A 26482-nucleotide genomic window follows, 5' to 3' on the forward strand; every position below is an offset into this window, starting at 1 on the left:
AATAATTTAAATGAATCAGGTATTAGTTTTTTTGAAGTTTAAAAAAGCCCTTCTTCATATGAAGAAGGGCAATGTATTGATATTATTCAATCTCAATGATTGGCTGGCATTGTAATTCTGCACAGGCAAGTGAATACTTCTTACAAGTAAGGTCTGGTAGAAGACACATTTCTTTTCCTCCGGTAATTACTCTTAATTGTTTTTTGTTCAATTTTTTTCCGTTAGTTAAGTTTTGATTTTTCATAATGCTTAATTTGGGTTTAGTGAAGTATTTTAAAAAAATCTTAAGGTTGTGGTCGGCAGATTTTTTGTGCACAACCTACAGAAATGGTAGTACAGTTTCTGATATCTCCGGGTGGATAGGTTTCACAAGGAAATTCAGTACATAGAATAGGTTCCATACAGTCTAGCATTCCCCCTTGAATAGACTTTAGTTCTTTTTTGTTAAGCCTTTTACCTTTGTTTAGATCCAGTTTTTTCATAGTATTTTGTTTATGGAATAATTGATATTATAACTGTGGTCTGCACTCTTTTTGTGCACACTTTATAGAGATAATAGTACATCCATTTGGATCAGAAGAAGGCTCACAAGGAGGGTTAGGACATAGAACAGCTTCCATACAGTTGATAAGACCTCCTTTGATTGTAATTAATTCTTTTCTGTTTAACTTTTTTCCGGTTTGATTGATTTGATTTTTCATTGATTTGATTTTTAATGGGTTAGTTTTGACGAATGTAAGAAAAATAAATGAAGTATGTCACTATGTTTAGAAAAAAAAGAAAAATTAGTTGAATAACGTATATTGACCATTAGATTTTCTGAAATCTACGTACATTAATGTTGTATTTGATTGACCCTCCAATATTCATAACTTCGTATATTTGAATTTTACAAATCATCTGTCATGGAAAAAGTAGCACATACCTCACTGGAAGATTTTTACAGAGAGATGGCCGCTAAATTAGGCAAAGATCTCGAAAGTATTTTTCCAAAAGGACTTCATAAAGATATCGGACACTTTAATGTTTTCGATATCGCCCAAACGCTCGAAAGGGCAAAGGCTACTTCCGAAATGCCTTATAACAGAAGGAAATACTATAAGATAAGTTTTATAAGAGGAAAAAACAGGGCAGAATACGCTGACAAAGTAATATCGATAAAACAGAACGCCTTATTATTTGCTACTCCAAAAGTTCCCTATCATTGGGTGCCTGAAGATCCTGACCAGTCAGGGAGTTTCTGTGTATTTACAGAAGACTTTTTCATTAAAGATAAATCCTATTATAACCTTGAAGATCTTCCTATTTTTCAGCCTGGAGGAGTACCTGTATTTGAAATTGACAATGAACTTGCAGAAGAGATAGAAAGCCTTTTTAAAAAGATAAAAAAAGAAATAGATTCGGATTATGTTTTTAAATATGATCTGATTAGAAACTATGTTCTTGAACTCATTCATTATGGGCAGAAATTACAGCCGGCTACCAAAATATCGGCTTCAAATGATGCTTCTATGAGAGTAGTTTCTCTGTTTATAGAGCTGTTGGAGAGACAATTCCCTATTGAATCCTGGGATCAGAGACTGCAGCTGAAGACTGCGAAAGATTATGCCGACAGATTGGCGGTTCATGTTAATTATTTAAACAAAAGATTAAAAGAAAGTACCGGAAAAACGACTACGGAACTTATTTCTGACCGAATCACCCAGGAAGCAAAAATACTCTTAAAGCAGACCAAATGGAATGTTTCAGAAATATCCTATACCTTGGGTTTCGAAGAAATTGCCCATTTTTCTAATTTCTTTAAAAGGAAAACTTCCTTTACCCCATTAGAATTTCGTTCCTGATTTGAATTTTGCAAATTTCAGATTGATTCAAGCAAATACTTCAGCCGGGAAATGTCTCAACTTTGTACCATCAAAATAATCAAAATAAAATGAACACAAAAACAAATATCGCACTGGTGACCGGAGGAAGCCGTGGATTGGGAAAGAACTCAGCATTAAAGATTGCTCAAAAAGGATTAGACGTTATTATTACTTACAGAAGCAATAAGGAAGAAGCCGAAGCTGTTGTAAATGAAATAAAAGCAATGGGGCAGAATGCAGCTGCTTTTCAACTGGATACAAAAGACATTAAAAGTTTTGATGCCTTTGTAAAAGAAGTTACAGATCATTTGCAGGAAAATACAGGAAGCACTCATATTGATTACCTGATCAATAATGCAGGAACAGCTTTATATTCACCCATTACGGAAGTTACAGAAGAACAGTTGGATGATGTTGTAGACATTCATTTCAAAGGAGTGTTTTTTCTGACTCAAAAATTTTTGCCATTCATGAATGATGGGGGAGGAATTATCAATATATCTTCAGGATTAGCAAGATTTGCAACACCGGGATCTTCTGTTTACGGTTCCATAAAAGCGGGAGTAGAAATGCTCACAAAATATATGGCCAAAGAATTAGGATCAAGAAAGATCAAAGCCAATGTTGTGGCTCCGGGAGCTATTGAAACAGACTTTGGGGGAGGAAGAGTAAGAGATAATGAAGAGATCAATGCTGCAGTAGCGGGTGCTACAGCCTTAGGAAGAGTAGGACTTCCCGATGATATCGGTGGCGTGGTGGCATTCCTGTGTACAGAAGATGCAGGATGGATCAATGGACAAAGAATTGAAGTTTCAGGAGGAATGTTTTTATAATATTTGATGGATCATCACTATAATACCTCGGGCGGCTCAAAAATGAGCCGCCCGAGGTATTATTTTATCATTTCTTTGAAGCTGTATTACTCAACAGCTTCAAGAGGTTCCGGCAGCTGGCATTTAAGCTCACTGCATCCGGGCCCGATGTATACGCAATACCCTGAAGAATTGGTACATCTTACGTTGCCCAAACCACCATTGATTGTACTTAAATCTTTTTTGTTTAATTTTTTTCCTTGTGAGATGATTCCTTTTTTCATGATTTTTATATTTAATAGATTAGTTATTTCATAAATATATGAAAATCAATGATAGTAAGTCACTTATTAAAGAAAAATATAAACTCGTCGTCCGAAATGACCGTTGAATTATCTATATCATTTTTAGAGCAGTACAATTTTATCGGGGATAAAATCATTGCGCCTTAAAACGCTTATTTATAAAGTTCCTTTGCGTCTTAGCGTTTTCCAATACAAAATTCATTAATTTTAATGAGATTGCTTCGCTTTGCTCCAATGACAGTTGGAATAAAGGCTTTATCTCTAAACTCCCACAAAAGCGCAATAATTATGATGATACTCTTGATAAATTCTCAATAGCCCTCTCCAATGTTTCATGTTTTTTAGCAAAACATAACCTGATTACATTCTCATTCAGTTTATTTTTATAAAATGAAGAAAAAGGAACACTTGCTACCTTATGATTGATTGTAAGCTCAGATGCAAAATCGAAATCGTTTTTATCCGAAATCTTATCATACTTTACTGCCTGAAAATAAGTTCCCTCACAATCAAGCAGCTCAAAAGATGTTCCTTCAATACCTTTTCTAAGAAAATCTCTTTTTTCCTGAAAAAACTGATTCAGTTGGGTATAATGTTCATCATTTTTCATATACTCTGCCAGCGCAAGCTGAATAGGAGTGTTCACACAGAAAACATTGAATTGATGTACTTTTCTGAATTCATCCGTTAAGATTTTAGGGGCTGCACAATATCCTACTTTCCAGCCGGTAACGTGAAAGAGTTTCCCAAAAGAAGCAACAAGAAGACTCCTTTCTTTCAATTCCGGATATTTACAGATGCTTAAATGCTGCTTTCCGTCAAAAACAATATTTTCATACACTTCATCACTTAAAATAAGAATGGAAGTTCCTTTTACCAGCTGACTAAGCTCTTGTATATCATTTTCTGTCAGTATTTTTCCGGATGGGTTGTTGGGGTTATTCAGGATAATCATTCTGGTTTTGTCACTGACAAGATTTTTTACAGCAGTCCAGTCGATATTATAATCAGGAGCTTTCATTTCAAAACGTTTTACAATACCTCCGAAAAGTTCTACGGTAGGTTCATAACAATCATAGGCCGGTTCAAAAATAATTACTTCATCCTCTTTTTTGATAAAAGAAGCAATGGCGGTGAAAATAGCCTGAGTTCCACCTGCTGTAATTGTTATTTCCGAGTCAGGGTGATAGGTTGCCTGATGGCTGTTCTCGATTTTTCTGGCAATTTCTTCCTTCAGACCAATCATTCCACCTAGTGGGGCATATTGGTTAAAGCCTTTTTTAATAAAATGATCTACCTGATTCAATAACTCCAGATCAGGCATAAAATCCGGAAATCCCTGAGAAAGATTGATCGCTTCATTTTCGTTGGCAAGCTGAGTCATCTGACTGAAAATAGTAGTTCCTACATTGGAAAGTTTTGATAAAGGAAGTTGTATCATAAAAACAGTTTTGTTACTCGAATTTAATGAAATATTTAAAACAGACTCTACTTATAAAAATAAAAATTAAATAGAGGTAGGTTGAAGGTTGATGTTGAGGAGGTTAATGGTTTGAATGATAAATTTAATGATGAAATATGATTTTAAACATATGTTTGATTTTTTTCTTTTAAATCTATAGAAAGATACCTACATTTGTTAGACACACAACTATTAAAAACAATGACAATGAAGATTAAGAAGACGGAGTTTCCCGAAAAATCAGTTTTATATCAAGGGAAAAAAAAATTTGATTATATTGATAGTTTTGAAGGGGAATTGATATATAACAGTCAGAATATTGATATTTCAGAAATTGGAAAAGCTTTCTTTACAAGTGGACCGAAATGGGGAAAGAAAATGTTTGCGTTCAGAAATAAAGTAGTAAGGTTATTGGGACTTAAAACTGGATCTGAAACAGAAAAGCAGCAGATGGAAAAGAATTTTAAATGTGAAGTGGGAGAGCACATGGGTATTTTTAGGGTGTTTGATAAAACGGATCATGAAATTATTATTGGGGAAGATGATAAACATCTGGATTTCAGAGTTTCCCTTTTATTGGATGAAAATAAAGAGCATTTTGACGAAAAATCTCTTACCATATCCACTACGGTAAAGTTTCATAATTGGCTGGGGATATTATATTTTCTTCCTGTTCGTCCTTTTCATAAATTGATTGTACCCGCTATGTTGAGAAATATGATTGTACAATTAGAGAAAAGATAATACATGCCTTTTACCAATGGCTAGAATATGAAAAACGCAGTCTCAAAAGTTAAATTGTTCGACTTTTGAAACTGCGTTTTGGTTATTGTCATCTTGACTATTTATTTAGAGATTATTAGTTTTTGTGAACCGGTTTTTCCTTCTGATGTGAGTTCCACAATATAAATTCCCTGGATCAGCTTCTCAATATTCAATCTGATGCTTTGGCGTCCGCTATTGAGATTTTCAGACTTTTCTAATACTGTTTTTCCTGAACCATCAATAATTTTTACAGCAACTTTGTCCTTCTTTGAAAGGGATGTTTGTACATCCACATAGTTTTTGGCAGGATTCGGAACTAAAAAGATATCTCTTTTTCTGTTCGCCTGAAGCTCTTCTTTTGAAATGGCTTCCAGGTCAGGCCCTTCACTGCGGAGACCTGTATTGTCAGTTTCTTTTAAAATGACTTTTTTTGAATAGCAAAATGTAATGCAGGTGCTGCATTTTTTTAAACCTTTGCTGTCAGATTGAGTTACGCATACCGTATATGAACCGGGAGTATTGTAAGTATGCGGAGTCATGTGGTCAGTAATCGGAGTGCCGTCTCCCCAGTTTACAGAGTAGTTATTTGGAGGATTATAGCTGTCTAATGATACTTTGGCTGTTGCGGTATTGCTTGTAGAGCTGAATGAGGTGTCAAGTTTGAAATTCGGGTCGCAGTCAGCACATGGTTTTACGCAAATATTGTCATACCATACTATTTCTGATGGGTTGGCTGTATAATCAGGAGTAATCATTACAGCAGTTGAATTATTGATGATGTTGTTGAAATCTGTACAGGTTGTGCCGCTGCTGGGATCCATCGTCCAGGTTCCTTCAGAATTGGAGGGAAGAACAGAACCGCTGCAGTTGGCAATAGGAGCGCGCACCCGTACCCATCCGCTTCCTTCAGTAACAGTGATATTGGCAACAAACGTGATTATTTTGTTGCCAGACATGATGTGAATGGCTGGATGTATAGGCGGAGATCCGTTGAATGTTCCGTCATTTTCAAGATAGAAATCAAAAAATAAACATTTTCCAGGAAACTGTTGTCCCAGATTTTTAAAATCTATGGTGTTGACAAGTCGTGAGCCTCCTGAATCATCAATTAGTTTTAAAAACTGAGAACCGTCCAGAGTATTGGGAGTGCCGCTTGAAATGGTAACATTGCCATTAGGATAAGGAGCATGAACCCAGTTTCCGGCCGGAAGGGTAGGTGAATCAAAATCTGAGCAAGGTGCCTGTGCTTTGAAAAGCAGACCACCCAAGAAAATACAGATGGTAAAAATGTATGCTTTTATCATAATACAGTATTGATTTTATAGATCAAAAATCAACAAAAAACTTTAGTATTAAATTTGTGTATTGACTTCTGGTAAAGGTATTATGATATTAAAACGATTGGTTATACCGGTTGATAAGTGTGTGCGTTATCTTAATAAGTGTAAGTAAGTTGCTTTTAATTGTATAGTTGAATGATGATATTAATTTTTTGATTAGGTAAGAGTTTTTTAATCCAGATATCCTATGCGGTGAAGGAAATCATTTTTTTTGCGGACAGAAACATCCAGTACAGAATGGTCTGCCATCACTACCTGGCCGCCTTTTCCTTTGATGTATTCTTTAAGATGAGACAGGTTGATCAGGTGTTTATGATGGATTCTGAAAAAACTATATTTTGAAAGCTGTTCTTCAAATTCGTGGAGTGTTTTGGAGACAATAATCTTGGTCTTATCCGTGAAATAAAATGTGGTATAGCTGGAATCTGCCTCACAGCGAATAATGTCACTGATATCTGTGAGTTTAAAACCCTGTAGTGTTGGAAGGTTGATCTTATTATTTTGAAGACTTACCGTATTTTTACCTTTTCTGATGTTCTCCAGAACTTTATTCACAGCAATAATAAACTCCATTTTTTTTATAGGCTTCAAAAGGTAATCGGCTGCTCCGTTTTTAATGGCCTGAATCGCATAATTCTCAAAAGCTGTAATGAAAATAATTTTTGAGTCAACTTCTCTGAACTTTGAAAGAAGATCAAATGCGGTTCCATCTTTCAGCTGAACATCAAGAAAAAGAATATCAGGTGAGTTTTTGGAAAGATAAATATAGGCATCCTCTACACTGGCTGCCTGGTGGATGTTCTCAATTTCCGGAAATTCATTCTCCAGCAGCAGGGAAATATAATCTCTTCCGTCCTGCTCGTCATCAATGATGCATGCCTGTATTTTGGTTTTCATAAGGTGTGATATAAAGTGTGATTTGTGTTCCCGGTCTCTTTTCTTTCTCCTGAAGATCGGTTATTTCCAATATGATATTAGTAGCAAAAAGTTGTCTGAATGTTTCAATTCTCTTTTCAGATAATTTTACTCCAAAAGAATCCGCTTTGGAATGGTTGTTCTTTCCAATGCCTGTACCGTTGTCTTCAATAATCACACAGAGCGATGTTCCTGTATGTTGAAACAGCACTTCAATGTTTCCTTTTCTGCCCTGAAGATTCGCTACACCGTGTTTTATAGCATTCTCTACAAAAGGCTGAATGAGGAGTGAAGGAACGGTCCAGCTTTCATTTACATTTTCAGAAACGGAAATTTTATAATCAAAAAGATCTTTCAGACGCAGTTTTTCCATATTCAGGTATAAGGATAAGTATTCTGCTTCTTCTTTTATGGGCATAAAGGTTTTTTCGGAATAATGAAGTGTTTTCCGGATCATTACAGAAAAGGTATTAAGATAGTTCTCCGCTTCACTATAATCTTTTTTATACAGTAAAAAATGAATGGAATTGAGACAATTGTAAATAAAATGAGGGTTGATCTGTGCTTTAATAGCCTGAAGCTCCAGTTCTGCAATTTTCTTTTCATAATATAAAGTCTCCAGTTTTTTATTTCTTTTTTTCTGAAAGTAAAATGCGATCAGCATAGATAATGCGGTAGCTCCAATGAGGACAAGAAGCAGTTTAAACCACCACGTTTGCCAGAAGGCAGGCTTAATCTCAAAATGCAAATCAGTAGAAGCATAAGACTTTCTCCCATTGTAACCCAATCCGAAAATTTTAAAAGTATAATCTCCGGGAGGAATAGAGTTGAAAGTAATATTCGGGGAACTGCCGGATTGCCAGTCTTCACTTAGCCCTTCAATTTTGTATCGGTAACTGATTTTCCCCTGTGAAGCAAAATCCGGGAAACTTACATTAAAGGTCAGGTTGTTATCCGGAGTTTTGCCCGCTAGCGGTTTGTCAAGATCAAAAAAATAATTATTCCCGATCTTTACGGAATTAATGATTACTTTTTTACGGACAGATTCCTGCTGGCTCAACAGATTTTTAATGGAAAGAATGCCCAGACCTTTTGAGGTACCTGCATAAACGGTATCTCCGGAAATTACACATCCTGATACAACATTTGAAGGAAGCCCATCTATATGGGTGAAGTTGTTGATTTTTAATTTTTTATCTTTAAACTCAATTCTGCTAAGACTATAATTGGTACTCACCCAAAAAACTTTTTCATTCTCTATTTCTATTCTTTTGATCTGTCTTGTCGGAAGACCATCACTTTCCGTAATTTTTTTAATTATTCTGGAATTATTAAACAAAATGATTCCGTTAAGATTGGTAGCACCTGCATAAAGATTCTGACTAAGTTTCTTAATATCTGTAAAATAATATCCTTCCAGAAACAGCTTTTTCTTTTGTGTAGCAGCATTCAGTTTATAGAGGTCTTTAAATGTTCCGGCAAAGATGCTGTCTTTGTTATAAGGTAGCGCTGTATAAATTCGGTCACCCATCATCAGCTTTTTATAGGATTTTGTATGATAATTATAGGCAATAAGACCTTCTAAAGTACAGAAAAGCACAGATCCTGAGGTATAAGGTACCATATTTTTAATAACCTTTCCTTGTAGAACACGTTTTTCTCCCGTTTTAGTATTATACAGAAGAGGATTTCTGGTAAGCCCGAAAATAATAGTATTTCCATCAGAAAAAATGGCTTTGTTTTCCATTTGTGAATTTCCTCCCAAATGAATATCAGTGATGACTCCATTATGATAAATGCCGCCTTTGCCTTCATTATAGCCGAGATAGATTCGGTTTCCGTTTTTAGTAATAGCCTTAATATGGGATGAGTTGTTCTTAACAGGAAAATGAATGTAATTTCTGAAAAACAGGTCCGAAATAAAAAAAAGACCGTTGTTTCTGGTAGAAAACCAAAGATTGTTATCCTTATCGGCGAAGACATCATTGATAATGTAACCATCCATCAATCTGACAGGATCTGATAAACCTTTTTCTTCGGTGAAAGAATTCTTGAAATACAGAACGCCCCCATTTTCAAGACAGGCCCAGATCCGGGAGTTTTTATCAAAGGCCAGACGATGTATGTTTTCGGAAGCTGTATAGGATGCAATTTTTTTAAAACGGGACTCATGGTAGACTTTATATACATCAATCGTTCTTCCGTTTTTTACAATAAAAAAATCACCCTTCCTTGTTACCATTGCATTTTTTTCGATCGAAATATTGCAGATTGTTTTTTTTCGGGTGAAAATATTGTAGACTTCTATATTCTTCTTTTTATCTTTATTTGAAATATAAAGAAGTCCGTTTGCCATATTCAAGTCGAAAGCAAAATAAGAATCCGACGTACCCTGATTAAGAAAAAGAGGTATTGTTGTGATTTTTTCGTTTTTGTAAACCAATATATTTTTGGGATTATCACCCTCATACAGATAGAGTGTGTTTCCGTTGATGTGACTGAGAGTAGTATAATTAAATTTTATTTTTTTCAACTCCGGATTGCGGTCTGAATTGATGATTTTACCTTTCTTCAGATAAGCGAAATCATTAAGGAAAGAAATAATAAACATTCCGTTGCCGGGAATTGAGAAGCTATTCAGAATCTCAATGTTCTTTAATCCGTTTTTACTTCCGAACTGCTTGAACTCTGTTCCGTCAAACCTGAAAAAACCATTGTCACTTCCCACATAAATGAACCCGTCTTCATCCTGACTAAGTCCGTAAGTATAAGAGCTGTTGAGCCCGTCTCCTTCATGATAATGTACCATGCCCGGAATTTGAGCATTACAAAATGAAACAGCGAGTATGATGAAAGAAAATAAACAGTAGATTGTTGTTTTTTTCACATTCAGTAGAATAATCATGTAAATTATGTAATTTGGTTGATAATACTGCAATATTTCAGGAAAAATCTTAAAAAAAAACAAACTTAAAAATTCGGATAATTTTATACAATTTCGTATTTTTGTATGTTTGCTGAAATCATATATGTCACAAGAAATAAATCCAACCTATTCAGAAGATAATATCAGAACCCTCGATTGGCAGGAACACATCCGTCTGCGCCCCGGCATGTACATCGGGAAGCTTGGTGACGGGTCTTCCGCTGATGACGGTATTTATATTCTGCTTAAAGAAATCCTGGATAACTCTATTGATGAGTTCAGGATGAAATCAGGAAAAAGAATCGAAATAAAAGTGGATGACGGTAAAGTTACAATTCGTGACTTTGGACGTGGAATCCCATTGGGAAAAGTAGTAGATGCTGTTTCCAAAATGAATACCGGAGGTAAGTACGACAGTAAAGCGTTTAAAAAATCTGTAGGGTTGAATGGAGTAGGTACCAAAGCGGTAAATGCACTCTCTGAGTATTTCAGAGTACGTTCTTTCCGCGACGGGAAAATGAAAGCTGCAGAATTCTCTCAGGGACTTATCAAAGAAAACTTTGAAGAAAAAGAGACCTCAGACAGAAACGGTACTGAAATTTCTTTTATTCCGGATGGTGATATATTCCTGCATTTCAAATACAGAAAAGAGTATATCGAAAGAATGCTCCGGAATTATGCATACCTGAATCCGGGATTAAAAATCCTTTTCAACGGAGAAACCTATTTTTCTGAAAATGGTCTTAAAGATCTCCTTGAAGAAGAACTGGAAAGTGAGACACTTTATCCTATCGTTCATTTGAAAGATGATGATATTGAAGTGGCAATCACCCATACGGACAAATCTCAGATGGAAACCTATTTCTCATTCGTAAACGGACAGAATACCACGCAGGGTGGAACTCACCTTAATGCATTCCGTGAAGCTTATGTGAAGACGATCCGTGAGTTTTTTAATAAAAGTTTTGAAGCTTCCGATATCAGAAAATCTATCATTGCCGCTATTTCCATCAATGTAGAAGAACCGGTTTTTGAATCGCAGACCAAAACAAAATTAGGATCTAATGATATGGGACCAAACGGACCTACCGTAAGAACATTCATCATTGATTTCTTAAAAAGCAAACTGGATAACTTCTTACACAAAAACCCGGAAATTGCGGAAGCGATCCAAAGGAAAATATTGATTTCCGAGAGAGAAAGAAAAGAACTTTCCGGAATTCAGAAACTGGCTAGAGAAAGAGCTAAAAAAGTCTCTCTTCACAATAAAAAACTTCGTGACTGCAGACAACATTATAATGATCAGAAAGCCGAAAGAAAAGGAGATACTCAGATCTTCATTACCGAGGGAGATTCTGCATCAGGATCTATCACAAAGTCCAGAGATGTGGAAACTCAAGCTGTATTCTCACTGAAAGGGAAACCATTGAACTGCTATGGTCTTACCAAGAAGGTGGTGTACGAAAATGAAGAATTTAACCTTCTTCAGGCTGCTTTAAATATTGAAGAAAGTCTGGAAGACCTGAGGTATAATCAGGTGATTATTGCGACCGATGCCGATGTGGATGGGATGCACATCCGTTTGCTGATGATTACTTTCTTCCTGCAGTTCTTCCCTGATCTGATTAAAAACGGACACCTTTATATTCTTCAGACCCCTTTATTCAGGGTAAGAAATAAGAAAGAAACACGATACTGTTATTCAGAAGCCGAAAGAGTAAAAGCATTAAATGATCTGGGAAAAAATCCTGAAATCACACGATTTAAAGGATTGGGAGAAATTTCTCCGGATGAATTCAAGCACTTTATAGGTCAGGATATTAGATTGGAACCTGTGGTGTTAGGAAAAGATCAGACCATTGAACAGCTTCTGGAGTTTTATATGGGAAAAAATACTCCGGACAGACAGACTTTTATTCTGGAAAACCTGGTTGTAGAAGATGATACTGATATTGCTAAAAAAGAAATTCTGGATGAAGTAGAAAACTAAAAATTATATATTAAACTATCCTTGAGAACGATGCAGAGGTTTTAAAAAAAACACATTTTGAAGTAAGAGATTAGGAAACTTACAACAAAAAAAATCAAATGAGACTAAGTAACCGTAATAAAGCATCAGTTTATAACTTTTTGAGCACCCTTCTTCTTATGATATTGGTACTTGGAGTAATTGCATTTATCGCTAATAAATATAGATTTAATGCACTGGATGATGAAAGTTATTTGCTGATTATTGTTCCTATTGTATTGCTGATTATCTTTTATATTTGCGGACGGCAGATTTTTGAATATGACAGCGATGGAGAAGCTCTGAACTTTAAAAACAGGAATATTATTCCTTTTTTAGAGAAGCCTCTTCACGATGAATTTCCAAAATATAAGCTGATAAAATATGATGTAGTCAGTATTTTATTTATCAAAAGACTATACGTCACCGTTTCAAGTAAGAATAATGGATCTACTACACTGAAGTATCAGATCTCTTATTTGAACAGAAAAGAAGTAAACGATTTAAAACTCTCTCTGAACAAAGTAGTAAAAGCTAATAAAGAGAAAAAAGACAGAAAAACAGATGACGACAGAAGAATATTCGCATGAGGGTGAAAGTTTAAAGAAGGTTTCCGGTCTGTACAAAGACTGGTTTCTGGATTATGCTTCCTATGTAATTTTGGACAGAGCAATCCCTTCGGTGTATGACGGTTTAAAACCCGTTCAGCGAAGAATTATGCACTCTATGCGGGAACTGGAAGACGGCCGTTACAATAAAGTAGCGAACATCGTGGGAAATACCATGAAATACCATCCACACGGAGACGCTTCCATTACAGATGCTATGGTACAGGTAGGGCAGAAAGAACTACTGATAGATACTCAGGGAAACTGGGGAAATATTTATACAGGAGACTCTGCCGCAGCTGCAAGGTATATTGAAGCAAGACTGACTCCTTTTGCATTGGAGGTAGTCTTTAATCCTAAAACTACAGAATGGACCAAATCTTACGACGGGAGAAATAATGAGCCTATCGACCTGCCGGTAAAATTTCCTTTGCTTCTTGCACAGGGAGTAGAAGGTATTGGGGTAGGACTTTCCACAAAAATACTTCCGCATAACTTCAATGAGCTTATCAACGCGTCGGTAGCTTATCTTAAAGGAAAGAGATTTGAACTGTATCCTGACTTTTTAACAGCCGGTTATCTGGATGTTTCAGAATATAATGACGGCCACAGAGGAGGGAAAGTGAGAGCCAGAGCCAAAATCACGCAAACTGATAAGCATACATTGGTGATCTCCGAGCTTCCTTACTCGAAAACGACAACTGATCTTATTGATTCTATCTTAAAAGCCAATGAGAAAGGGAAGATCAAAATTAAAAAGATTGAGGATAATACTTCAGATAAAGTAGAAATCCTGATCCATATTCATAATGATGTTTCTCCGGATAAGACAATTGACGCTCTGTATGCATTCACAGACTGCCAGGTGACAATTTCTCCGAATGCCTGTGTGATTGTAGGTGACAAACCTATGTTCATGAATGTTTCCGATATTCTGAAAATGAATACAGATCATACGGTGTCATTATTGAAGAAAGAACTTGAAATTGAGCTTCACGAACTTCAGGAAAGCTGGCATTTCTCTTCACTGGAAAGAATTTTTATTGAAAATAGAATCTACCACGATATCGAAGAGGTGAAAACCTGGGAAGATGTGCTAAAGACCATTGATGCAGGATTAAAACCACATACCAAACATCTTTTAAGAGCTGTTACAGAAGAAGATATTTTAAAACTGACCGAAATCCGGATCAAGAGAATTTCAAGATTCGATTTAGATAAATTTAAAGAAAATATAGCATCACTGGAAGGCAAAATAGAACAGGTGAAATACCACCTGGCCAACCTGATTGCGTATGCCATTGATTATTATTTAAATATTCAGAAAAAGTACGGTAAAGACAAGCAGAGAAAGACAGAGCTTAGAATTTTTGATACCATTGATGCTACAAAAGTAGCGGTAGCTAATGAAAAATTCTATGCCAATTTTGAAGAAGGCTTTATCGGAACATCCCTGAAGAAAGACAAGTATCTGTTCGACTGTTCTGACATTGATGATATCATCATTTTCAGAAAAGACGGAAGCATGAAAGTGGTAAAAGTAGAGGCAAAAACATTTGTTGGAAAAGATATTTTACACGTTGCCATATGGAAGAAAAACGATAAAAGAACTGTGTATAATATGATCTACCGCGAGGGAAGAGAAGGACCATATTATATGAAACGTTTCTCTGTAACCGGAGTGACAAGAAATACAGATTATCCGTTAGCTTCAGATAAAAAAGGTTCCGAAACACTGTATTTTTCGGCAAATCCTAATGGAGAAGCAGAAACCGTAACAGTACTTTTAAAACCAAATCCTAGAATCAGGAAAAACAAAATGGAAATTAATTTTTCCGAACTTGCCATCAAAGGGCGTGATTCCAAAGGAAATCTGGTAACAAAATATGCGGTAAAGAAAGTTGATATGAAGGAAGAAGGAGTTTCTACCCTTGCACCTAGAAAGATCTGGTTTGACGATACCGTAAGAAGACTGAATGCCGATGTAAGAGGAACATTACTGGGAAGTTTCAAAGGAGATGACAAGATTTTGACCATCAACACAAACGGAGAAGTAAAACTGGTGTCTTTTGATCTTGGTAACCGTTTCGATGATGAATATCTGGTATTGGAAAAATGGAGACCGGCACAGCCTATTACCTGTATTTATTATGATGGAGAAAAAGATATTTACTTCATCAAGAGATTTTTACTGGAAAATACAGTAAATGTACAGACTTTTATGCCGTCTGAACACCCGAAATCATTCATTGAAAATGTAATTGTTGCCAATGATGTGACTGCAGAAATTATTTTTGCGAAAGATAAAGGGAAAGAGCGTGAAGCTGAAACGATAAATATTGATGAATTTATTGCTGTAAAAGGAATAAAAGCAATCGGGAATCAGTTTACAAAGTTTAAAGTAAAAGCAATCAATATTACCATTCCTGAACCTGTAGAAGAAGAACCTGAAGTGTATGAAGAACCTGAATCAACAGGAGATACAGACGAAGACGGAGGAGTTATTGGTGATCTGTTTCAAGGTGACGAACCTGAAAATTAAAAAAAATGAATATTTTAATATTATTTATTGCCATTACGGCTATTATAAGTTTTATAGCTTTTAATAATCCTGCCATTACTGAAAAATATAAATTTAGTGTTGGTGCTATTCTTCATAAAAAAGAATATATTCGTTTGCTTTCATCAGGATTTTTACATGCTGATATCATGCATCTGGTATTCAATATGCTGACATTATATTTCTTTGCGCCTATTGTTATTCAGGGCTTTGGGAATATTGGATTTATCATTGTATATCTGGGAGCAATATTGCTGGGCAACTTCTTATCATTATACATATATCAAAAGCAACCCTGGTATTCTGCCGTTGGAGCGAGTGGTGGTGTTTCAGGAATTCTTTTTGCTTCCATAGCACTGATTCCTGATCTCAAAATCTATCTTTTCTTTATTCCGATCGGTATTCCCGGATACATTTTCGGGCTGATCTATTTTGGTTATTCTGTCTATATGATGCTGAATCCGAGAGCACATGATAATATCGGACATGCTGCTCATTTGGGAGGAGCTTTTCTGGGATTAATATATGCTGTGATAAATGCACCGGAACATGCCATGCAAAACGGAATTTATATAGGAATCATGTCGCTTCCGTTAATTTATTTAGGATATGAAATTTTTGTAAGGAAACGAATAGGATAAAAGACTATTTTTAATTAAAATATCAAAACCAATGAACACATCAGAGTTAAACAGTTTCATCGTGATACTTATCTATGGTTCATTGGTTTTGCTTTCTCTGCTGAAGCTGGCCAATCCTTTGAAAGTAAACCGTAAAGCCAATTTCTGGTTTGGGATATTTCTGTTTCTGTGGTCTACCTTCTGGTTGGATGAGGTTTTGTTTCTCATCACAGGTGAGACGGTGGAGTTTCACTCTCTGTTTTTTGTCAGATGTATTCAGTTTTTTACCCCTATTGTTTTTTACTTTAGTGTGCTGTTCTTTACCAATCCTTCTTTTACCTTCAAAATCAGGGATTTTAGATTCCTGTTGCTTCCCGCAGCTTTTCTGCTGTGCCTTATTTTAGTAAAGCTCGGGTATGAAGAACCGTTTGAATATCTAAGTGTTATTTTGATCCTGATCCAGGCACTGTTCTACACCGGACTTTCTTACGTTACCATCAGAAAACACCAGCGGAGGATCCAGCAGTTTTCTTCCAATACGGAAGGAATCAATCTGAATTGGCTTGAATATATCATTCTGGTACTTCTTATTGTGAATATCATCTATGTGATATATAATCTTTTCTATGATCCCAAATCACTGAATTTCTTTATTAATACGGTCTTTTTACTTGTCATCTACTGGGTGGGTTATTATTCCATGAAACAGAGAGAAATCTATCCCTTAGAAGAGAAACAGAGAGAAGAACTGATCTCTATCCATGAAGATTCTGATTCGGAAGAAATAAAGAGAAAGCTAATCTCTGATGATGAATTAATAAAGATTAAAACCTCACTTGAAAGGCTGATGGAAATACAGAAACCTTATCTTGACAGTGAACTCAACCTGATCAGGCTGGCCGAAATGCTTTCTGTTTCTACCCATCATCTGTCGTATGTTATCAATACAGGTTTTGGAAAGAATTTTTTCCAATATGTGAACGAATTCAGAGTAGAGTATGCCCAAAAACTTCTGAAGGAGTCAAATAGTAAATTATCAATTCTCGGGATTGCTTACGAATCAGGATTCAATTCCAAAACATCTTTTAATACAACCTTTAAAAAAGTGACTGGACAAACCCCTTCCGAATTCAAAAAATAAGTTCAGGTTTATAAAGTTTTACTTTTTTATTGATTTAAAGTGTTGATTTTTAGTTTTTTAAATGAATTGTCTTTATTGTTTCAAAATCAGTTCGTTCAGATAATCCGGAACATTCAAACCCTCTTTTCACGATAGCTTTGTACCATAAAATTTAAACGTATGGATACCAAAGAGTCATATGCTGTCGTCACAGGAGCAAGCCAGGGACTTGGCAAATCATTCGCTGAACATCTGGCAAAGAAAAAGATCAATGTCATTCTGGTCAGTCTTCCGGATCAGAACCTTCAAGAATTTTCTCAGGAACTGAACGAGCTGTATGATGTAAAAGTTCATTATTATGAAACAGATCTCTCTGTTAATGACAATGTCATGAAGCTTACAGAATGGCTTAATCGTTCTTTTAATATTCATATCCTGATCAACAATGCAGGACTTGGAGGTACTAAAAAATTCACAGAAGCCTCTCCGGATTATATCAATACTATTCTACAGGTCAATGTAACGGCAACTTCATTGATCACCCATCAGCTACTTCCTAATCTTTTAAAACAGCCAAAAGCCTATATTTTGAATGTTTCCAGCATGGCTGCCTTTTCTCCCATTGGTTTTAAAACCGTATATCCAGCTTCCAAAAGCTTTATCCATTCATTTTCAAGAGGACTGCATGAAGAACTGAAAGATACCAATGTCTTTGTAAGCGTGGTGAATCCAGGTGCTATGAAAACCAATACGGATGTCTGTAAAAGGATAGAAAAACAAGGTTTCATAGGAAAACTGACCCTTTTAAATCCTGATAAAGTGGCATCATACTGCATTCGTCAACTATTTAAAAAAGATTCCGTAATTATGGTAAACCCAATCAGCTGGCTGATGATGAAAATTTTACCCATATGGATCAAACTTCCGTTGATGACTCAGGCTATAAAAAGAGAGATCGAAGCATGAAAAAAGTGTGTGTAACCGGAGCGACAGGGCTTCTGGGAGCTAATGTTATCATTAAATTATTACAAAATGATTATTCTGTTATTGCTCTGGTGCGCAAGAAAAGCGGCTGGCTGGGCGAAGAGAACGAAAATCTGAAGCTGGTGGAAGTAGACCTTTCCTCCGTTCTTTTATTATTGCTCAAAGAAATTGACTTTGTCATTCATATTGCTGCGGAAACACGTCAGAATCTCATCAACTATGATGAATATAGAAAAGTGAATTATGAGGCAACCGTCAATCTGTTTACCCATGCAGAATTAATGAATGTAAAAAAGTTTTTGTTTGTAAGCACAGCAAACACTTTGGGATATGGAACTACAGCATTCCGGGGAAATGAACAAGCACCGCAGCTTTATCCTTTTACCCATTCAATGTATGCTCAAAGTAAGCTGGAAGCTGAAGATTACCTTTTAAAGAACCGTAAAAATACAGAAGTAATTATCGTAAATCCCACTTTTATGATCGGAGCCTATGACAGCAAACCGAGTTCCGGGAAAATTATCTTCTGGGCCTGGAAAAAGAAACTTGTTTTCTACCCTAAAGGAGGGAAAAACTTTGTACACGCAGAAGATGCAGCCTACGGAGTCTTACATGCAATTAAAAAGGGAAGGAATGGTGAAAGATACCTTTTAGCCAACGAAAACTTAAGCTATAAAGAATTTTTTAATAAAATAAATAAAATTACCCATCAAAATCCAGCCATGATAGCCATTCCAAATGGGTTGCTGAATTTCCTGGGATTGATAGGAGAGGGATTAAGAAAATTAAAAATAAAAACAAACCTCAGTACTGCCAATATGAAAGCACTGCAGATTTGTAATTATTATTCTAATCAGAAATCAGTAGAAGAGTTGGATATTCAATATCAATCTGTAGATAAAGCAATCAGTGATGCCGTTCAGCATTTTATTGAAAATCCTATTCAAAATAAAAAAACCAGCTCCTAAAAAGCTGGTTTTTCAAATTATCTTGTTATTTTCTGAGTGACATTTTTATTAGAAATCACACAGGCTTTGCTGCAGTTGTTTGAACTTGAAACATTCACTTGGATCAACGCCGGCATTGATCTGTATTCTTCAAGATTGTAAGGAGCTTCAGTACCATTGCTTCCTCCGCCTTTGATATCATATTTTATTTGTGCAGTTCCGGTAAATCCGGCTGCAGGCATGAAAGAAAGCCTTCCTGTGGAATAAGAATATACCCATGTACCCTCATTGCTTGTATAGGTGCCGTTTACAATATTCGGGATTACACTGCCATTAATGTCCAAAAAACGGAATGAATTAAAATCCAGATTATCATAAGAAAGCGTTCGTGGATTCTGACCGCTATAAGCCGCATCATTAAGTAAAGGAGAATATGTTGATTTTATGCCTGGACATCCTGCAAACAGATCATCCGTTACCTCCGCAGCATAAGGTCTGGTTACTCCTAAATTTTTCAATAAATGTATATTTTTAGCAGCTCCGGTAGATGCCGCAAAACCAATTCTGAAAGTAGCTGGAGGAGAAGTGTCCAGATTTCTTACCGTACTGTTAGATATTGTAGTCTCTGTGTACTTTAAGGATGTTGGATAGTAATAATTATCAATCACTGTTTCTTTCACATTTCCGTGTTGTATTTCCAATGTTATATTGTACCCTCCGGCAGGATTTGGAATCAATGTAACATAGGCTTTACGGAATCTGATGTCATTTTCATTCTGAGGAATAGTGGTTCCACCGCTTTCAATACTGAACTGTTGAAGATTCGTATTTTTTATGCCAATAAATTTTCCTGTCTGGGTGTCCAGATAAGCAGATCGGTTGCTGCTGGAAGGGGATGCGTTGGTTGCTGTACTGTAAAGTAACGGGTAGCCATTGTATCCCGCAGGCTCAGATGAAGACAGGTACTGATTTCCACGTTTACCTCTTAAAGAAACATTGCTTCGTCCATCAGCTAAGGTTACGCCAAAAATTCCGTTTCTGACTCTTTCACCTTGGTTAAAGCTTGTTTTAAAATTTCCGAATTCATCCAGTCCTATTCCCAGATAGGCACCTCTCAGTCCTTCTGTTGACTCACCTCCACGTACAAAGCTATATCCCAATCCTCCACCAAAATATCCAAGATTAAGTTGACTTTTAGGAATAGATCCATCGACCAGGAATATGGAAATTCCATCTCCTCCGTTAGTATTTCCTCCATAAATGGCAAATTCAAATTCAAACTTAATTCCCTGGTCACTATTGAATATTTTATCAGCGAGTATAATACCTCCGGAAATATTATTCACACTTCGGGTAAGCCGCAATCCGTCTGTGGTAAAGGTGGCATCATTCTGGACCCCGCTGGTCACTACTTTATAAGCTTCCTGAGGCTGTAACCCCTGTGTGAAGTTGACAAAATACGGATATCCGGTTCCCTGCTGATTCTGTGCCTGAATACCTTGGGAGAAAATAAACGATGAGAAAATAAACAAAAGTCTTTTGTGTCTGCTAATTAGAGTATTTTTTATCATAACTCATTATTTAACAACAAAAACAATATTAATAAAAGAACAGTCTGTTGCAGCTGCTTTTACGTCATAGGTCATTACCCCGTCATCAGAAATAGAAATATTACTGAATACATTAGGATCAGCATCTGTTACATAATAGTAAAGATCTTTGCTTGACGGGAAAAAAGGAATAGATGCAGGAGCACTGGTACTCTTCGCCTTTGGAGATCCGAACTGAGTTTTATACAAAGTATATAAATCTTTAGTTCTGCCGGTTGCAGTAGTAGAAGTATCAAAAGAAACACTAGGCATGTAAAACATTTTTACAGCATTATTACTGATACATAACCAATCTGGTTTGGTAGGCGTTCCAATATTCTGGCTTAAACATTTTTTATCCGTGTCATAAATAAGAAGTGAGTTGGCCGGATTAGCAATGGCATCTCTTTTTGCAGTAGTAAGTCTTGGAATAAGCATCCCTTTATTTTGGCTATACACATCCAGAATTGCACTTTCATCAGGTGTGGGTGTGTTAATCCCTATCTGGGCATAAGAAAAAGAACTTACTAAAACGATTGGTAGAAATAATTTTTTAATCATGATGTCTTTAATAATTTTTTATCTGTGTATTATATGTTTTTTGTGTTGTTTTTTTATGAAAAATACTTTCCTTTCAGCTTAATTTATACTGGAAATCAATCGTCTTCAATTCATTCAAATCAATGAATCATACCAATATAATAGTATGAGGAGACCTTAGTTTCCAAAGTAACAGATATAACAAATTGGGTCATAGAAACATCTATGTCTATCTGTAAGAGTCAAAAAAAGAGAATTGAGTTTTAAGTAGCCCTATTATACAATATAAGCCTTTAGAATAGTAAAATTCATAATCCTTGTGTTTTTGCAAATATACGAATAAACTACTTAATATTTGGGTTTCAGACGATTAAATTTAATTTAACTTTATTTGTTAGTTAAATTATTGATTGTTGATTTAAATTTTTAATAATATATCAAAACAAGTAGTTTATTTTTAACATTCAAATCATTGTGTTTTTTTGAAATATGCAGTTTATCAAAAACACTGATACTTAAAAACATGGTAAGTTATATGTTTTGAGCTAATTGTCTGAAGAAGCATTTATTTTGATAAATTATCCAACGCATCTTCCAGTGATCCAAGAAAATTTACGTGTTTTGTTTTGTTACTTTCAAAAATAAAGTCTCTCAGGCTCTTACTCTCATATTTGTCGAAATTACCTACAATAGCCAATCCGATACGATAGTTTGAGAATTTTTGAAGAATTTCACCTGCAATTTTTGTTTTTAAATCGAAGAATTCAGGAGTGATGTTTTTTTCATAAAGAATGACTTTGTCAAAACCCTGATAATAGATATTTCCCATGAGATCCAACCCGTCCTGTGCAGATTGGATGATTATGTTATCAGAAATAACTTCTGCAATTTTTATCGTATTAATTTCGTGAGATTGAATAATCATTTTCTTTATTGAATTGTTTTTTTGATATCATTTAAAAAGTTACCCAAAGGGAATGCATCTCCCTGATTGGTAAGTGCTATAATACAGCTGTTATGCTCCAGGTCTCTCCAGAATAAAGCTTTGAAACCACTCAAACCACCTGTATGCATTGCGGTTTTTCCACCCTTTTCTTTTTCTATAAACCAGGCAAACCCGTAGTTTGAAATCTGGCCGCCGGATAGTTTTGCAGGAGTATACATAAGTGCTGTATTTTCTTTATTGATCAAAGTATAGTTTCGTAAAGCCTGATCAAATTTATACAGATCTTCAGGAGTAGAATAAATTCCGCCGTCACCAGTTGTTAAGATGGAATAATCATCAGGTTTCTTCTGTTGATTATATCCCAATGCTTTATTTTGAATAATCGTAGAAGACTCATACACATAGGTATTATTCATCTTCAAGGGCGTAATAATCTGCTCATGAATCATGGTGCGATAAGACTTTCCAGAAACCTTTTCGATAATCTGAGAAAGAATAATATATCCGCTGTTGCTGTATTTAAACTTGCTGTCAGGAATGAAATCAAGATTTTTAAGGCTAAGCAGCCAGTCAATCACTTCTTGATTGGTCAATCCTTTTTTCGAAAACAAACTCTCATAGTCACTGATTCCCGATGTATGGTGCAAAAGCTGCCTGATCGTGATATTGTTAGCATATTCAGGAAGTTCAATGAACTGAGATGCCTTGTCATCCAGCTTCAATAAACCTTTTTGCTGTAGAATCATAATAGCTGCAGCAGTAAAAGGTTTGCTGAGAGAGGCAATATAAAAAGAGGTGTTTTTATCTGATCGGAGCCCTTTTTCAATATTTTTGAACCCTAAAGCAGTATCACATACAACCCGGCCGTTTTTCACGATCAGAACAGACCCGTTGAATTCTCCTTTCTTATAATACTCATTCACAACATCCTGAGGATGCTGTTTGCAGGAGGTGGGCTGCAGAATCAGAAAAATACCAATGAAGGCATTCCATAGTAAAGTTTTCATAGGTTAAGTGTCTGGAAGTAAAATTACTTATTTCCTTCCATAAATAAACCTGTCATTTTCAGATAAATCCTTCAATAATTGAGCGTTAGAAAAATACTGATACAGTTCCAGGGTTTCAGGACCTAATTTCTGATTGATTTCTAAGAATAAAAGTCCGTTTTCATTCAGACACTTTTTAGCATCTTCCGCTATCTTTTTATAGAAAATCAAAGCATCGGAAGTAGGGGAAAAAAGGGCCATTTTAGGCTCGAATTCTTTCACAGAATCTGCAATTTCAATCTCTTCCTCAATGCCTATATACGGAGGATTGGAAATAATGATATCAAAGTTTTCACCCAGCTCAAAATTCAGATAATCAGCATGGATAAATTGTATTTCCAGTTGATGATAATCTGCATTTCTTTGGGCTGTCTTTAATGCTTTTTCAGAAAAATCTATTGATGAAACTATAGCTTCAGGAAAATGTTTCTTTAAAACCAAAGGGATCACTCCACTTCCGGTTCCAATGTCCAAAATCTTTAGCCCTTTAACGTTAAACTTCAAGTGTTGAATCTCCCTGATAGCAATCTCCAGCAGTTCTTCCGTTTCAGGACGGGGAATCAGTACATTTTCATCTACAAAAAACTTCATTCCATAAAACTCAGTTTCTCCCAGAATCTGCTGATAGGGTCGTCCTGTTTTAAGTTCTGAAACTAAATGAGAAAGCTTTTCTTCATCATCTAACAGAAGTTCCTGCTCAGAAAATCTTCTTTGCTGAAAATGATCAAAACCTACGATCTGGTGAATAAACAGGGAGGATAAAAAAGCACTTTCCGATTCAGTATAAAGACCGGAAAGTTCTGTTTTGAAATATTTTTTAAATGCTGAAATTGTCATTTATCTTGTAAAAACCAGTTTAGTATCCGTAGACTTCTCTTCATCAATTCTGTAACCCTCATAGTTGAAAGCTTTTACATCTTCCAGAGTTTTGGCATTCGTTTCAGCACAAAATCTTACCACAAGACCTCTTGCGTGCTTGGTGTATACAACGATGGTTTTCAGTTTTCCCTCTTTTAATTCATAAAAATCAAAATCGATTACTTTATGGTTCAGCTTTTTTCTGTCAATTACTTTTCCATATTCATTGCTGGCAAGGTGAAGAAGTATTTCTCCTTTTTTCATTTCAGAGTTCAATTGCTCTGTAATCTTTTCTCTCCAGAATCCATATAGATTTTTGTATTGTTCAAACTCAAAAGGACGTCCCATTTCCAGTCTGTAAAGCATTACTTTATCAGAAGGTTTCAACAGACCATAAAGCCCGGAAAGCATTCTGTAGTTTTTCTGCAGATAGTCTACTGCATTTTTATCCAGAGTCTTGGCATCCAGCCCTCTGTAAACTTCCCCTGTAAAAGCAAACATCGCCGGAGCAGATTCTTTTGCAGTAGGTTTGGATTTCCATTTTTGATTTCTTTCCCAGTTTTCATCAGCCAGTTTGGGTGATATTTCCATCAGTTCGGAAAGATATTTTGGAGATTTTTCTTTTAAATAAGACTGTATAAATGCTGCTTCTTCAATGAATCTTGGGGTAGAAGATTTCAACAGATCTGTTGAGTTTTCTACGTTCATTAATTTTGCAGGAGATGTTATAATTTTCATAATGTTAAAATGCAGATAAATGTTTAATATTAATAAAATTCAGAGTCATCAGAGAGATAAAATCAATCATAAAATGACAGATGATCAGAATTTTAATATTTGAATAGCGTTTATAAAACAGGGCAAAAACAATTCCAATAAAGAAAGGTCCGAGAACCTGACCTAAGGTGCCATATGTGCTGTGCAGAATTCCAAATAAAATGGATGAAATAATTACTCCGGCATTCGGATTATTATAGATTTTTTCAATCCTTGGCTGTATATAACCCCGCATCAGGAATTCTTCTACAATAGCAGCGGTAAGGCACATGAAAATGATTAAGAAATAATTGTTCTTAAAAACGGGGACAAGGTTAATAAGCTTATCACTTATTTTTTCAGGAATAAAAAACTGGATTATTGCATTCAGAGCTGCTCCGCCAATAATGCAGATCAAGTACAGGCTCAGAACTGCTTTAATATAAAATAAGATAGAATAGGAAGATTCTTTTTTTAATAAGAATGAATCTTTTTCAATGACCACATTGTACAGAAATACAATGATCAAAACGATCCAGATCACAATCCTGCTAAGAAAAAAGCTGTCTGCAGTAATTCCTCTTATTCCTGTAATCATAGTAATAACCGGGAAAGAATAAAGCATTGCCGCAACCAAAAGCACAAAAGTGAGTAAAATTCCTATAGAATATTTCCCATTAAACCCCATAATCCAATAACCCTAAACCTTGAACCTTACATTTTGAATTAAATAATTCCTTTTCCCTGACGGATAATCTCCGGTTCTCCGGAAGTAAGGTCTACAATAGTGGAAGCCACATTGTCTCCATATCCTGAATCAATAACGATATCTACCAAATGATCATATTTCTCGGCAATAAGTTCAGGATCGGTAGAATATTCAAGGATTTCATCATCATCTTTAATGGAGGTGGAAGCAATAGGGTGTCCTAGTTTTTCAACGATCAGCTGTGGGATCGGGTGATCCGGAACACGGATACCAATTGTTTTATGGCCTTTATATGCCAAGGGTAAACTTTTGTTCGCTTCAAGGATAAAAGTGAACGGTCCGGGAAGATGACTTTTCAGAAATCTGAAAACCGAGGTGTCAATAGGTCTTGTAAAATCAGAAAGATGGCTGAGATCATTACAAATAATAGAGAATTTCGACTTCTCAAGCTTCATTTTTTTGAGCTGAGCCAGTTTTTCCATGGCTTTTATATCAAAAATATTACAGCCTAAAGCATATATCGTATCAGAAGGATAGATAATCAGCCCGCCATTATTTAAAGTTTTAATAACCTCATTCACAAGATTTTCCTGTGGGTTGTCTGGGTAAATTTTTAATATTTTTGCCATAAAACAAAGATACAAATAATAAAATAGTTTTCATAAAAGTCCTTTATTTAAAAGAAAAATTAGGATTTGTAAAAAATATTCGTACCTTTGCAATCCAATATCGCGGGATGGAGCAGTAGGTAGCTCGTCGGGCTCATAACCCGAAGGTCATCGGTTCGAGTCCGGTTCCCGC

The 26482-nt window shown here is 35.7% G+C and carries 26 protein-coding genes; 10 read left to right on the forward strand and 16 right to left on the reverse strand.

Translation table 11 applies throughout. The features are described 5' to 3' along the window. Nucleotides 1-82: 82 nt before the first annotated feature. The 3 genes from ACLMCG_RS22800 to ACLMCG_RS22810 are packed head-to-tail and all read right to left on the reverse strand — an operon-like array spanning nt 83 to nt 701. Nucleotides 83-244, reverse strand: a complete 162-nt coding sequence (locus ACLMCG_RS22800) for a hypothetical protein (RefSeq protein WP_223600919.1) — start codon at nt 242-244, stop codon at nt 83-85. A 40-nt stretch (nt 245-284) separates the two neighbouring features. Continuing rightward, entirely contained in the window at nt 285-482 is a 198-nt protein-coding gene (locus ACLMCG_RS22805; protein ID WP_223600918.1) for a bacteriocin, read from the reverse strand. A 27-nt stretch (nt 483-509) separates the two neighbouring features. Beyond that, the gene (locus ACLMCG_RS22810) at nt 510-701 is read right to left on the reverse strand and encodes a hypothetical protein (protein ID WP_142718100.1); all 192 of its coding nucleotides are present in this window, start codon (nt 699-701) and stop codon (nt 510-512) included. A 204-nt stretch (nt 702-905) separates the two neighbouring features. Here ACLMCG_RS22810 and ACLMCG_RS22815 point away from each other — a divergent pair, with 204 nt between their 5' ends. Beyond that, the gene (locus ACLMCG_RS22815; RefSeq protein WP_413961408.1) at nt 906-1844 is read left to right on the forward strand and encodes a helix-turn-helix domain-containing protein; all 939 of its coding nucleotides are present in this window, start codon (nt 906-908) and stop codon (nt 1842-1844) included. An 89-nt stretch (nt 1845-1933) separates the two neighbouring features. Continuing rightward, the gene (locus ACLMCG_RS22820) at nt 1934-2698 is read left to right on the forward strand and encodes an SDR family NAD(P)-dependent oxidoreductase (protein ID WP_413961409.1); all 765 of its coding nucleotides are present in this window, start codon (nt 1934-1936) and stop codon (nt 2696-2698) included. An 86-nt stretch (nt 2699-2784) separates the two neighbouring features. On the opposite strand, the gene ACLMCG_RS22825 is transcribed toward ACLMCG_RS22820, so the two are convergent. Then, nucleotides 2785-2961, reverse strand: coding sequence for a bacteriocin (locus ACLMCG_RS22825; RefSeq protein ID WP_309433189.1), 177 nt, complete (start codon nt 2959-2961; stop codon nt 2785-2787). 307 nt (nt 2962-3268) lie between these two features. Then, entirely contained in the window at nt 3269-4423 is a 1155-nt protein-coding gene (locus tag ACLMCG_RS22830; protein WP_413961410.1) for a methionine aminotransferase, read from the reverse strand. 228 nt (nt 4424-4651) lie between these two features. Here ACLMCG_RS22830 and ACLMCG_RS22835 point away from each other — a divergent pair, with 228 nt between their 5' ends. Further along, complete coding sequence (locus ACLMCG_RS22835; RefSeq protein WP_413961411.1) at nt 4652-5188, forward strand: DUF2867 domain-containing protein; 537 nt, start codon at nt 4652-4654, stop codon at nt 5186-5188. A gap of 101 nt (nt 5189-5289) precedes the next feature. Here ACLMCG_RS22835 and ACLMCG_RS22840 read toward each other — a convergent pair whose 3' ends face one another. The 3 genes from ACLMCG_RS22840 to ACLMCG_RS22850 all read right to left on the reverse strand — a co-directional run bounded on the left by ACLMCG_RS22840 (nt 5290) and on the right by ACLMCG_RS22850 (nt 10273). Then, nucleotides 5290-6513, reverse strand: a complete 1224-nt coding sequence (locus tag ACLMCG_RS22840; protein WP_413961412.1) for a T9SS type A sorting domain-containing protein — start codon at nt 6511-6513, stop codon at nt 5290-5292. Between the two features lie 207 nt (nt 6514-6720). Further along, on the reverse strand, nt 6721-7446 hold the full coding sequence (locus ACLMCG_RS22845; RefSeq protein ID WP_413961413.1) for a LytR/AlgR family response regulator transcription factor: 726 nt from the start codon (nt 7444-7446) through the stop codon (nt 6721-6723). Then, nucleotides 7415-10273: a histidine kinase gene (locus ACLMCG_RS22850; RefSeq protein WP_413961414.1), complete on the reverse strand. Its 2859-nt coding sequence runs from the start codon at nt 10271-10273 to the stop codon at nt 7415-7417. Before ACLMCG_RS22850 ends, ACLMCG_RS22845 begins: the two co-directional genes overlap by 32 nt. Nucleotides 10274-10493: 220 nt before the next feature. Between ACLMCG_RS22850 and ACLMCG_RS22855 the strand changes: the two genes are divergently transcribed. The 7 genes from ACLMCG_RS22855 to ACLMCG_RS22885 all read left to right on the forward strand — a co-directional run bounded on the left by ACLMCG_RS22855 (nt 10494) and on the right by ACLMCG_RS22885 (nt 19258). Further along, entirely contained in the window at nt 10494-12380 is a 1887-nt protein-coding gene (locus tag ACLMCG_RS22855) for a DNA topoisomerase IV subunit B (RefSeq protein WP_223600909.1), read from the forward strand. Between the two features lie 98 nt (nt 12381-12478). Next, the gene (locus ACLMCG_RS22860; protein WP_223600908.1) at nt 12479-12988 is read left to right on the forward strand and encodes a hypothetical protein; all 510 of its coding nucleotides are present in this window, start codon (nt 12479-12481) and stop codon (nt 12986-12988) included. Continuing rightward, nucleotides 12963-15548 (forward strand): DNA gyrase/topoisomerase IV subunit A, encoded by a 2586-nt coding sequence (locus ACLMCG_RS22865; protein WP_413961415.1) that lies wholly within the window; start codon nt 12963-12965, stop codon nt 15546-15548. Before ACLMCG_RS22860 ends, ACLMCG_RS22865 begins: the two co-directional genes overlap by 26 nt. Nucleotides 15549-15553: 5 nt before the next feature. Next, nucleotides 15554-16207: a rhomboid family intramembrane serine protease gene (locus tag ACLMCG_RS22870; protein ID WP_223600906.1), complete on the forward strand. Its 654-nt coding sequence runs from the start codon at nt 15554-15556 to the stop codon at nt 16205-16207. A gap of 31 nt (nt 16208-16238) precedes the next feature. Continuing rightward, complete coding sequence (locus ACLMCG_RS22875) at nt 16239-17327, forward strand: helix-turn-helix domain-containing protein (protein WP_413961416.1); 1089 nt, start codon at nt 16239-16241, stop codon at nt 17325-17327. A gap of 159 nt (nt 17328-17486) precedes the next feature. Next, nucleotides 17487-18272 (forward strand): SDR family NAD(P)-dependent oxidoreductase, encoded by a 786-nt coding sequence (locus ACLMCG_RS22880; protein ID WP_223600904.1) that lies wholly within the window; start codon nt 17487-17489, stop codon nt 18270-18272. Then, the gene (locus ACLMCG_RS22885; protein ID WP_413961417.1) at nt 18218-19258 is read left to right on the forward strand and encodes an NAD-dependent epimerase/dehydratase family protein; all 1041 of its coding nucleotides are present in this window, start codon (nt 18218-18220) and stop codon (nt 19256-19258) included. The genes ACLMCG_RS22880 and ACLMCG_RS22885 overlap by 55 nt, the downstream gene beginning before the upstream one ends. A 17-nt stretch (nt 19259-19275) precedes the next feature. Here the strand turns inward: ACLMCG_RS22885 and ACLMCG_RS22890 are convergent, their stop codons facing one another. From ACLMCG_RS22890 to ACLMCG_RS22925, 8 genes are all read right to left on the reverse strand, one after another. Continuing rightward, nucleotides 19276-20808 (reverse strand): lectin-like domain-containing protein, encoded by a 1533-nt coding sequence (locus ACLMCG_RS22890; protein ID WP_413961418.1) that lies wholly within the window; start codon nt 20806-20808, stop codon nt 19276-19278. Between the two features lie 6 nt (nt 20809-20814). Then, the gene (locus tag ACLMCG_RS22895; protein ID WP_223600901.1) at nt 20815-21387 is read right to left on the reverse strand and encodes a hypothetical protein; all 573 of its coding nucleotides are present in this window, start codon (nt 21385-21387) and stop codon (nt 20815-20817) included. 544 nt (nt 21388-21931) lie between these two features. Continuing rightward, nucleotides 21932-22291 (reverse strand): DUF4180 domain-containing protein, encoded by a 360-nt coding sequence (locus ACLMCG_RS22900; RefSeq protein ID WP_413961419.1) that lies wholly within the window; start codon nt 22289-22291, stop codon nt 21932-21934. 5 nt (nt 22292-22296) lie between these two features. After that, nucleotides 22297-23319 carry a serine hydrolase domain-containing protein gene (locus ACLMCG_RS22905; RefSeq protein ID WP_413961420.1) on the reverse strand — a complete coding sequence of 341 codons (1023 nt, stop codon included), beginning with the start codon at nt 23317-23319 and terminating at the stop codon, nt 22297-22299. Between the two features lie 27 nt (nt 23320-23346). Continuing rightward, nucleotides 23347-24195, reverse strand: coding sequence for a peptide chain release factor N(5)-glutamine methyltransferase (prmC, locus tag ACLMCG_RS22910; RefSeq protein ID WP_413961421.1), 849 nt, complete (start codon nt 24193-24195; stop codon nt 23347-23349). Next, nucleotides 24196-24954, reverse strand: a complete 759-nt coding sequence (yaaA, locus tag ACLMCG_RS22915; RefSeq protein WP_413961422.1) for a peroxide stress protein YaaA — start codon at nt 24952-24954, stop codon at nt 24196-24198. A gap of 4 nt (nt 24955-24958) precedes the next feature. Continuing rightward, the gene (locus ACLMCG_RS22920) at nt 24959-25660 is read right to left on the reverse strand and encodes a lysostaphin resistance A-like protein (protein ID WP_413961423.1); all 702 of its coding nucleotides are present in this window, start codon (nt 25658-25660) and stop codon (nt 24959-24961) included. A 38-nt stretch (nt 25661-25698) separates the two neighbouring features. After that, on the reverse strand, nt 25699-26310 hold the full coding sequence (locus ACLMCG_RS22925) for an L-threonylcarbamoyladenylate synthase (protein WP_223600895.1): 612 nt from the start codon (nt 26308-26310) through the stop codon (nt 25699-25701). Nucleotides 26311-26482: the final 172 nt, after the last annotated feature.

Source organism: Chryseobacterium sp. S90 (genome assembly GCF_047444895.1).
In the GTDB taxonomy this organism is placed as follows: domain Bacteria; phylum Bacteroidota; class Bacteroidia; order Flavobacteriales; family Weeksellaceae; genus Chryseobacterium.